Source organism: Collinsella aerofaciens (assembly GCF_015553355.1).
GTDB lineage: Bacteria > Actinomycetota > Coriobacteriia > Coriobacteriales > Coriobacteriaceae > Collinsella > Collinsella aerofaciens_V.
Genome location: NZ_JADNGN010000031.1, coordinates 20,895 through 29,866, shown reverse-complemented (window position 1 = coordinate 29,866; position 8,972 = coordinate 20,895). Strand labels below are relative to the sequence as shown.

General features: G+C 63.1%; 6 protein-coding genes. All 6 read left to right on the top strand.

All coding sequences use genetic code 11. The features are described 5' to 3' along the window. The first annotated feature begins 130 nt into the window (after positions 1 to 130). The 6 genes from leuS to I2D57_RS07865 all read left to right on the top strand — a co-directional run bounded on the left by leuS (position 131) and on the right by I2D57_RS07865 (position 8,971). On the top strand, positions 131 to 2,707 hold the full coding sequence (gene leuS / locus I2D57_RS07890) for a leucine--tRNA ligase (RefSeq protein ID WP_195362082.1): 2,577 nt from the start codon (positions 131 to 133) through the stop codon (positions 2,705 to 2,707). Positions 2,708 to 2,963: 256 nt separating this feature from the next. Next, positions 2,964 to 3,458 carry a ribosome maturation factor RimP gene (locus I2D57_RS07885; RefSeq protein WP_195362081.1) on the top strand — a complete coding sequence of 165 codons (495 nt, stop codon included), beginning with the start codon at positions 2,964 to 2,966 and terminating at the stop codon, positions 3,456 to 3,458. Position 3,459: 1 nt separating this feature from the next. After that, a complete protein-coding gene (gene nusA, locus I2D57_RS07880) occupies positions 3,460 to 4,707 on the top strand; it encodes a transcription termination factor NusA (protein ID WP_022094169.1) in 1,248 nt (415 codons plus the stop codon). Positions 4,708 to 4,798: 91 nt separating this feature from the next. After that, positions 4,799 to 7,513, top strand: a complete 2,715-nt coding sequence (gene infB, locus I2D57_RS07875; RefSeq protein ID WP_195362080.1) for a translation initiation factor IF-2 — start codon at positions 4,799 to 4,801, stop codon at positions 7,511 to 7,513. 11 nt (positions 7,514 to 7,524) lie between these two features. After that, positions 7,525 to 7,935: a 30S ribosome-binding factor RbfA gene (gene rbfA, locus I2D57_RS07870; protein ID WP_195362079.1), complete on the top strand. Its 411-nt coding sequence runs from the start codon at positions 7,525 to 7,527 to the stop codon at positions 7,933 to 7,935. Then, a complete protein-coding gene (locus tag I2D57_RS07865; RefSeq protein ID WP_195362078.1) occupies positions 7,928 to 8,971 on the top strand; it encodes a DHH family phosphoesterase in 1,044 nt (347 codons plus the stop codon). The genes rbfA and I2D57_RS07865 overlap by 8 nt, the downstream gene beginning before the upstream one ends. Position 8,972 lies beyond the last annotated feature (1 nt).

The window sequence follows — 8,972 nt, the reverse complement described above, 5'->3', positions numbered from 1 at the left end:
ACCTTTGCTCGCTGCAAGTTCCGCACGAGCCGAAGAGCACTTAATGTGCTCTTCGTGCGAGCAGGACTGTCCGCAGCAGCGAGCAAAGGTAAGAACGCCCCGCCCCAACCGAGATAACAAAGGAGCTGATATGTGCGATTGCACAGATCATAAGGACGAGATCCCTGCATACGACGCGCAGGCCATTGAGTCTAGGTGGATGAAGGCCTGGGAGGACTCCAACCTCTTTGCCGTCGACACCGACGACAGTAAGCCCAAGAAGTACGTGCTCGAGATGTTCCCGTATCCGTCGGGCGACCTGCACATGGGTCACGCGCGCAACTACACCATCGGCGATGCCATGGCCCGTCAGGCCCGCATGCGCGGCTACGACGTGCTGCACCCCATCGGCTTCGATGCCTTTGGCCTGCCCGCCGAGAATGCCGCCATCAAGCACAACACGCAGGCTGCCGCCTGGACGTATAAGAACATGGATCAGGCGCTTTCCACGATGAAGCGCATGGGCTTCTCCTACGATCTGGATCGCATGGTCAAGACCTGCAGCCCCGACTATTACCGCTGGGGCCAGTGGATCTTTGAGAAGATGTGGGAAAAGGGCCTGGTCTACCGCAAGAAGAACCCGGTCAATTGGTGCCCCACCTGTAAGACCGTTCTGGCCAACGAGCAGGTCACCGAGGGTAAGTGCTGGCGCTGCGGCACCGAGCCCGAGAAACGCGACCTGGAGCAGTGGTACTTCAAGATTACCGAGTACTCCCAGGAGCTGCTCGACGACCTGGAGAAGCTCCCCGGCTGGCCCGAGCGCGTCAAGCAGATGCAGGCTAACTGGATCGGCCGCTCCGAGGGCGCCGAGGTCGACTTTACCCTGTGCGACAAGGATGGCGAGCCTATCGAGGGCGACGAGGGTAAGATCACCGTCTTCACCACACGTGCCGACACGCTCTTCGGCGTCTCCTTCTTTGTCCTGGCTCCCGAGTATGAGCGCCTGCACGAGCTCGTCGAGGGCACGGAGTACGAGGAGGCCGTCACTAAGATCGTCGAGGACTCCAAGCATATCTCTGCCGTCGAGCGTGCCCAGGGCACCCTCGAGAAGCACGGTGCCTTTACCGGCCGCTATGTGGTGAACCCCGTCAACGGCGAGAAGGTCCCCGTGTGGGTTGCCGATTATGTCGTTGCCGACTACGGCACCGGCGCCGTCATGGCCGTTCCCTGCGGCGACCAGCGTGACTTTGAGTTCGCCCGCAAGTACGATCTGCCTATTGTGCCGATCATCCTGGACGATGACGACCGCGCTGCCGTCGAGGCCAGCGGCGAGACCATCGATACCTTCCATGCCGAGAACGTTGACTGGGATTGCGCCCACGCTGCCGAGGGCACGCTCGTCCAGTCCGGCAAGTACACTGGCATGCGCGGCGGTAAGCACTCCGAGGGCGAGGCTGCCATCGTGGCCGACCTCGAGGCCATGGGCTGCGGTCGTCGCAAGGTCGAGTTCCGTCTACGCGACTGGCTCATCAGCCGTCAGCGTTATTGGGGCAACCCCATCCCGGCCATCCACTGCGAGCACTGCGGTATCGTGCCCGTGCCCGAGGACCAGCTGCCGGTGACGCTGCCCGAGAACCTGGACCTGGGTGCCGGCGAGACCCTCGCCGAGTGCAAGGAGTTCTACGAGACCACCTGCCCGGTCTGCGGCCGCCCGGCCAAGCGCGAGACCGATACCATGGACACCTTCACCTGCTCCAGCTGGTATTACCTGCGCTATACCGACCCGCACAACACCGAGCTGCCCTTCTCCCGCGAGGCCGCCGACCGTTGGATGCCCGTCGATAACTACATCGGCGGCATCGAGCATGCCATTCTGCACCTGCTCTACAGTCGCTTCTTTACCAAGGCGCTGCGCGACCTGGGCCTGCTGAGCGTGGACGAGCCCTTTACCAACTTGCTGTGCCAGGGCATGGTCAAGGACGAGAACGGCGACACCATGTCCAAGTCCAAGGGAAACGTCGTGCCCCCGAGCTCGGTCATCGAGCCCTACGGCGCCGACACCATGCGTCTGGCGATCCTGTTTATCGCCCCGCCCGAGAAGGACTTCGACTGGGATCCCAAGGCCGTCGAGGGCGCTAATCGCTTCATTAAGCGTGCCTGGCGTATCGTGTGGCAGCTCGTCCAGTCGGGTGATGCCAACGTGGCCTTTGACAAGTCCGCGCTCGACGAGGTCGCGATGAAGCTCTATCGCGAGCGTCACCGCACCATTGCCAAGTGCACCGAGGACTTCGACCGCGGCCAGTTCAACACCGCGATCTCTGCCGTCATGGAGCTCGTCAACGCCGCGAGTGCCTACCTCAACGCCACCGAGGGCGATTCCCGTGACAAGGCGCTGTGCTACGGTGTGGCCAAGGATATCGTGAGCGTCCTTGCTCCCATCTGCCCGTTCTGGGCCGACGAGCTGTGGCATGAGGCACTCGGCTGTGAGGGCAATGCCTACACCGCCGCCTGGCCCGAGTTCGACCTGGCCGAGTCCATCGAGGACACGGTGCAGATCGTCGTACAGGTGCTCGGCAAGGTCCGTGGTCGCATCGACGTTGCCCGTGATGCCTCTAATGAGGATATGCAGGCTGCCGCCGAGGCCGTCGTCGCCAAGTGGCTCGAGGGCAAGACGGTCGTCAAGGCCATCTGCGTGCCCGGCAAGCTGGTCAACCTGGTGGTCAAGTAAGCGCTGCGCGCATAGTCGACATAAAAAGCGAGGGACGATTCCGCAGTGAGTCGCCCCTCGTTTTGGTTATGGATACTTGCGACAACACCCAATTATCAATTTCTTGTGGAGAACCTGTGCTCACGCTGACCTGCGGGTTTGTGTTGTGGTTGCACGTTTGTGCAGGTATTGGTATAGTTTGCTTGCAAATGAAGTAGTAATTGAAAGAAGTGGGGTTTCGGCCCCGCTTCTTTTTTGTATGGATGGAGGTGCCGCAATGGTCAAGACCAAGACCGAGCAGGCGATCATCGGCGCGCTCGAGGCCGTCGCTCCCCAGCACGATATCGACATCGTCGACGTTGAGCTCGTGGGTGCCACCAAGGCCCCCTGCGTGCGTGTGCGTATCGAGGGTGCCGAGGGTCAGAGCCTGTCGCTCAATGACGTCACGGCCAACACCAAATGGGTCGGCGATGTGATTGAGGAGCTCGATCCCATCTCTTCGAGCTATACGCTCGAGGTGTCGAGCCCGGGTATGGCGCGCCCGCTGCGCCGCCCGCGTGACTTTGCCCGCTTTGTGGGCGAGAACTGCGAGCTCACCTCCACCGCCACCGAGGGCCGTCGCAAGTACGCCGGCAAGATTGCCGCCGCCACCGAGACGAGCGTGACCCTCGAGCTCGAGGACGGCGAGTCCGTTACCCTCGATTTCTCCGATGTTAAAAAGTGCAAGTTGAAGCCCACCTATGACTTCAAGCCCGCGAAGGAAGGAAAGTAAGATGGCAGCATCCGACATGATGTCCGCCCTGATGGAGCTTTGCCAGGAGAAGCACATCGACCAGCTCTACCTGATCGACCGCCTGGAGCAGTCGCTCGCCAAGAGCTATGCCGAGATCCTGCATCTTGAGTGGGGCGCCAAGGTGACCATCGACCGCACCACCGGCAAGATCTACGTCTACCGTCTGGAGCCGATCGACGATTCCATGGACGAGGAGGGCAACTTCACCGAGTTCGAGGAGATCGACGTCACTCCTAAGAACACGAGCCGTATCGCCGCCCAGCACGCCAAGGCCGAGATCAACGCCATCGTGCGCAACTCCGCCCGCGAGCAGATCTACGAGGAGTTCTCCGGCCGCATCGGTGACCTCATCAGCGGTACCGTGCTGCAGTCCACGCCCGACTTCACGATCGTCAAGATTCGCGAGGGCGTCGAGGCCGAGCTTCCGCACTTCGACCAGCGCCGTTACGAGAACGAGCGCAACGAGCGTCCGATGGGCGAGCGCTACCTGCACAACCAGCATATCAAGGCCGTGATCATCGACGTTCGCGACCCCAACTCCAACCTGCAGCCGGTCCGTGGCGAGCACAGCCGTCCGCCGATTGTCATCTCCCGTACCCACCCCGAGCTCATGCGTCGTCTGTTTGAGCAGGAGGTGCCCGAGATCTATGAGGGCACCGTCCAGATCAAGTCGATCGCCCGCGAGCCCGGTCAGCGCTCTAAGGTCGCCGTCCACTCGCTCGACGATCGCCTGGATCCCGTGGGCGCCTGCGTCGGCCCTAAGGGCAGCCGTGTTCGCGCCGTCGTGGGCGAGCTCCGTGGCGAGCGCGTCGACGTCATCCTGTGGGATGCCGATCCGGCCGTCTACGTCGCCAACGCCCTGTCGCCTGCCAAGGTCACCCGCGTCCTTATCGACGAGGAGAAGGCCTACGCCGGCGTCATCGTGCCCGATGACCAGCTGTCCCTCGCCATCGGCAAGGAGGGCCAGAATGCCCGCCTCGCCGCGCGCCTGACCGGCTGGCACATCGACATTAAGTCCGAGACCCTTGCCGCCGACATCCTCAAGAATGTTCCCGTTCACGAGGAGCCCGCCGCCGACCTGATCGGTGACGAGGAGGACGAGGACGTCCGTCGCTGCGAGTTCGTGTCCGAGGACGGCATCCAGTGCCGCAACCAGGCCCGTCCCGGCTCCCGTTTCTGCGGTGTCCACGACACCGACGCCTTCGATGATGCGGAGGACCTGATCTAGCGCGCGGTCGCGCCGGGCGGGTCCCAGCGCATACCCCACGCTCGTTCAGTCTCTAGGCACCCAAGGTGCCAGAAAGGGTAGGTGAAGTCATATGGCAAAAGTCCGTGTGTCCACCCTGGCCAAAGAGTTCGGCATGACCTCCAAGGAACTGATGGGTCATCTCGCCGAAATGAAGATTCCCGCTAAGTCCGCTTCCTCCGCTCTGGAGGACGCATACGTCGCCATGGTCCGCAAGCAGCTCGCCTCGGTGATCGAGGCCCGCGCCCAGGAAGTCGAGGCCGCCAAGCTGGCCGAGGAGCAGGCCGCTGCCGCCGAGGAGGCAGCACGCGCTGCCGAGGCAGAGCGCGAGCGCATCGCCGCCGAGAAGGCACGCGAGGAGGAGCGCCGCCAGTTCGCCGCTGCCCAGGCTGCCGAGGAGGCCGCCCGCGCCGAGGCCGAGGCTAAGAAGAAGGCCGAGCAGGAGCGCCTTGCCCGCGAGAAGGAGGAGGCTGCCCGCGAGGCCCAGCGCCGCGCCGTTCCCGCTTCCGATTCCGGTTCGCGTTTCCGTTCGCTGCTCGACCAGATCGCCGCACAGGAGACCGTCCTCAAGGAGAAGAAGGACGCCGAGGAGAAAGCCAAGGCCGAGCGCGCTGCCGAGCGCGGCAACCGTCGTGGCGGCAACAACGACCGTCGCGGTGGCCGTCGTAACGATCGCAACGCTTCCGACAACAACTCCGAGCGCAATGCCTCCGAGAACCGTCCCCACAGCCATCGCACCAATGCCAGCAACAACGTCGCTGCCGGCATGGACTTCCCCAACCCCGACAAGCAGGGCAAGGGCAAGAAGCGCAAGGGCGGTCACAACAACGAAGAGGACCACTACAGCCGCATGGCTCGCGAGGCCGAGGAGTACAGCCGCGAGAAGGTGCTCGAGGAGGCTCGTGCCGCCGTCGAGGAGGCCTCTCGCGAGTCCACTGGTCGCCGCAAAAAGCGCAAGGAGAAGCGCGAGCGCGAGGCCGCAAAGGCTCAGGAGGAGCGCAAGATAGAGGAGGCGCTGGCCCAGGGCGTGAACCCCGAGGACCTCGACGCCATCAAGGTCTCCCAGGGCGTTACCGTCCAGGAGCTCGCCGAGGCGCTCGACGTTCCGGCCAACGACATCATCAAACGCCTGTTCCTGCTGGGTACGCCGCTCACGATGACGCAGTCCATGTCCGACGACCTCGTCGAGCTCGTTGCCGACGACCTGGGTCGTCAGATCAAGATCATCACCCCCGAGGAGGAGAACACCTTCTCGTTCTACGACGATCCCGCCGACCTTAAGCCGCGCGCCCCGGTCGTCACCGTCATGGGCCACGTCGACCACGGCAAGACGTCGCTGCTCGACGCCATCCGTCACACCGGCGTTGCTGCCGGCGAGGCGGGCGGCATTACGCAGGCTATCGGCGCTTCGCAGGTCATGATCAACGACCGCAAGATCACCTTTATCGATACCCCGGGTCACGCCACCTTTACGGCTATGCGTGCCCGTGGTGCCAAGGTGACCGACATCGTCATTCTGATCGTGGCTGCCGACGACGGCGTCATGCCTCAGACCGTCGAGTCGATCAACCACGCCAAGGCCGCCGGCGTACCCATCGTCGTCGCCGTCAACAAGATCGATAAGCCGGGCGCCAACCCCGACCGTGTGCGTCAGGAGCTCACCGAGTACGGCGTCATCCCCGAGGAGTGGGGCGGACAGAACATGTTCGTCAACATCTCGGCTAAGCAGAAGATCGGTATCGACGACCTTCTGGAGACCGTGCTGCTCCAGGCCGACGTGCTCGAGCTCAAGGCCAACCCGGACACCTTTGCCTCCGGCAACGTCCTCGAGGCCAAGCTCGACAAGGGCCGTGGCTCGGTTGCTACCGTGCTCGTGACCCGCGGTACCCTGCACGTGGGCGATACACTGGTCGCCGGCCTTACCTACGGTCGCGTCCGTGCCATGCTCGACCCCAAGGGCCGCGCCGTCACCGAGGCCGGTCCCTCCGACGCCGTCGAGATTCTGGGCCTGCAGTCCGTGCCCAACGCCGGTGACGAGTTCCGCGTGTTCGAGGACGAGCGCGAGGCTCGTGCCCTGGCCGACGAGCGTTCGCTCAAGGCCCGTATCGAGGAGCAGAGCCGCGTCAAGCACGTCACGCTCGAGAACCTCTTCGAGACTATTGCCGACGCCGAGGTCAAGGAGCTCAACCTGATCATCAAGGCAGACGTCCAGGGTTCCATCGAGGCCCTTCAGGACTCGCTCGACAAGATGGATCAGTCCGAGGTTCGCATCAACACGATCCACTCCGCTGTCGGCGCCATCAACGAGACCGACGTCGTCCTGGCCGACGCCTCCAACGCCATCATCATCGGCTTTGGCGTCCGTCCCGACGGTAAGGCCCGCTCCGCTGCCGAGCGCGAGGGCGTCGAGATCCGTTGCTACGACGTTATCTACAAGTGCCTCGAGGAGCTCGACGCCGCCCGTATCGGCATGCTCAAGCCCACCGAGGTCGAGGTCGCCACGGGTACCGCGACCGTCCTGGACACCTTTAAGGTGCCCAAAGTCGGTATCGCCGCCGGTGTCCGCGTCGAGGAGGGCGAGATCGCCGCGACCGATTCCGTGCGTCTGGTGCGCGACGGCATCGTGGTCTTCAACGGCAAGATCGCCTCGATGCGCCACTACAAGGACGAGGCCAAGAGCCTCAAGAGCGGTTCCGAGGGCGGCATTGGCCTGGAGAACTTCCAGGACATCAAGCCCGGCGACCAGATCGAGGGTTACCGCATCGACCAGGTTGCCCGCACCGAGTAGGGGGTAGCGCTATGAAGCAAACGCAGGCAACCCGCCGTCTGGGCGAGCAGCTTCGCGAGAAGCTTGGTTATATCCTGCTCTTTGAGGTTTCCGATCCGCGTCTCGACCTGGTTACTTTGACCGCGGTCGAGGTCGCGGTGGACCGTTCGTTCGCGCGCGTGTACGTGTCGTGCGATGCGAGCCGCTACGACGAGGTCATGGAGGCGCTCGCAAGCGCCAAGGGCCGTATTCGCAGCCTGTTGGCTCGCTCGCTCGATTGGCGTGTCACGCCCGAGCTCGATTTTCGCATCGATCGCTCGACCGATGAGGCCGAGCGCATCACGCGTGCGCTGGAAAATGTTCCCGCCACGCTTGCGATCGAAAAGGACGAGGACGGCTATCCGATAGTGGATGCCGCCCAGGAGGCAGCTTTAGATGACTAATTCCGCCGACCTCGCCTCGTGCGAGTCTGCAGATATTCAGCGACGCATCCTCGAGCTCATCGAGGGTGCGTCCTCCATTGCGATTTCGGGACACACTTCTCCCGACGGCGACGCTCTGGGCTCAGTGCTGGGTCTGGGTCTCTCGCTTATGAAGTTTTTCCCCAACAAGAACATTGCGTTGCTGCTGGCAGACGATGACCCGGTTCCGCGCATCTACCGCTTTATGGAAGGCTCCGATCGCCTGGTGCCGGCATCTGCGTACACCGGCAATCCGGACCTGTTCATCTCGGTGGACGTGCCGGTTGTCGAGCGCCTCAATAATTCCGCCGAGGTGCTCCGTCGCTCCAAGCATGTGGTGTGCTTCGATCACCATCCGGCGCGCGAGGAGTTTGCCGAGCTCAGCCTGAGGCGCGTTGAAGCTGCAGCCTGCGCTATGATCATCGACCGCTTCTTGGACAATTGTGGCATTGTCGCCCGTGATGGCGTCGCGACTTGCCTGCTGTGTGGCTTGGTTACCGATACCGGTCGTTTCCAGTACCAAAACGCCGATGCCGCCGCGTTCCATGCGGCCTCGCGTCTGGTTGCCCACGGTGCCGATCCGGCGCGCGTTGCGCTCGAGGTATATCAGAGCATGCGCGTTGAGTTTTTGCACCTCAAGTCCATCGTTATGGGTCGCATTAAGACGGTCGCGCATGGGCGCGTGGCGTATAGCTATGCCTACCAGAGCGACCTTGAGGCCTGCGGCGTCACCTCGGACGAGTGCGACGGCCTGGTCGATGTGGTGCGTTCGGTGATGGGCGTCGAGGTCTGCATGTTCTTAAAGGGCATTGAGGGCGATACCAGGGTGCGTGGCAACCTGCGCTCCAAGGGCGACCTCGATGTGTCCGAGATTGCTGCCAACTTTGGCGGTGGCGGGCATCATGCTGCCGCCGGTTTCTCCAACAACGGAACGATTCGCGAGACGCTCGCCGTGGCACTTCCCATGCTGGCCGAGCTGGTGGGGGAGGATCCCGCTTCGGTGACCGTCGAGCTCTAAC